Annotated in this window: 2 protein-coding genes; both read left to right on the forward strand. The window is 71.9% G+C overall.

Going from position 1 to position 1,166, the window contains the following annotated elements; all coding sequences use genetic code 11:
* Positions 1-278: ATP-binding protein (locus tag ACYVOO_RS15565; RefSeq protein ID WP_461016251.1), on the forward strand; the 278-nt coding region annotated here is incomplete at its 5' end.
* Between the two features lie 86 nt (positions 279-364).
* Positions 365-1,166: sensor domain-containing protein (locus tag ACYVOO_RS15570; protein WP_461016252.1), on the forward strand; the 802-nt coding region annotated here is incomplete at its 3' end.

Here is a 1,166-nt window from a genome sequence, read left to right on the forward strand (position 1 = left end):
CCGTCTCCGAACTCCTCCAGAACATCAGCAAGCACAGCCACGCCACCCGCGCCACCATCGACATCTGGCGCAGCGACACCCGTCTGCTGATCCAGGTCACCGACGACGGCCAGGGCGGCGCCGACACCACCACCGGAACCGGACTCTCCGGCCTCGCCGAACGCCTCGGCTCCGTCGACGGCCTCTTCCTCGTCGACTCCCCCACGGGCGGCCCGACGACCATCACCGCCGAACTCCCGTGGCGCGACCGCCACCCGGAGTCCCGCGCCGTGAGCTGAACGCGCCCACCCCCGCACATCACCCGTAAGAGCAGTACGAGCAAGCACGAGCAAGCACGATCAGGACGAGGACGAGGACAACGACCATGGCCACGGCATACGACGACAGGCCGGGCGCGTCGCGCGCCGGAGAGCACCACAGGAGCCGGGTGCCCGCGCTGCTGCGCGCCCCCTTCGAGGGCCGCACGTGGCGGGAGCTGCTGTACGCGGTCACGGGGCTGCCCGTCGCGATCTTCGCCTTCGCCTACGCGGTGATCCCCCTCTCCCTCGGCGCGGGCCTGCTGGTCACCTTCCTCGGCATCCCCGTACTCGCGCTCGGGCTCGCGGGCTGCCGCGTCATCGGCCGCGTGGAGCGGGCCCGTGCCCGCGCGCTGCTCGGTGTGCGGGTGGGGGAACCCGCACCCGTACGGGTGACGCAGCGCCGCAAGGGCCCGCTGGGCATCATCGGAGCACTGCTGCGCGACGGGGTGAGCTGGCGTCACCTGCTCTACTCGGTGCTGTACTTCCCCTGGGCCCTGGTCGTCTTCTGCTTCGCGGTGGTCTTCTGGTCCTGCGGCCTGGGGCTGCTCTCCTATCCGATGTGGCGGTGGGCACTCCCCGGGGACGAGCCCGGCATCCAGCTGTGGAACGACGCGAACGGCGAGCCCCGCTACATGCTGGACAACCCTTCCGAGCTGGCCGTCGTCTCGGCGACGGGCCTGGTGTTCGTGCTGCTGACGCCCTGGCTCGTACGGGGTCTCACCCAGGTCGACGGGCTGCTGGTCCGCGGGCTGCTCGGCCCCTCCTCCCTCGCGACGCGGGTCTCGGAGCTGGAGGCGGACAGGGGGGTGGTCGTGGACACGGCCGCCGCCGACCTGCGCCGCATCGAACGCGACCTCCACGACGGCG

Source organism: Streptomyces daliensis (assembly GCF_054782395.1).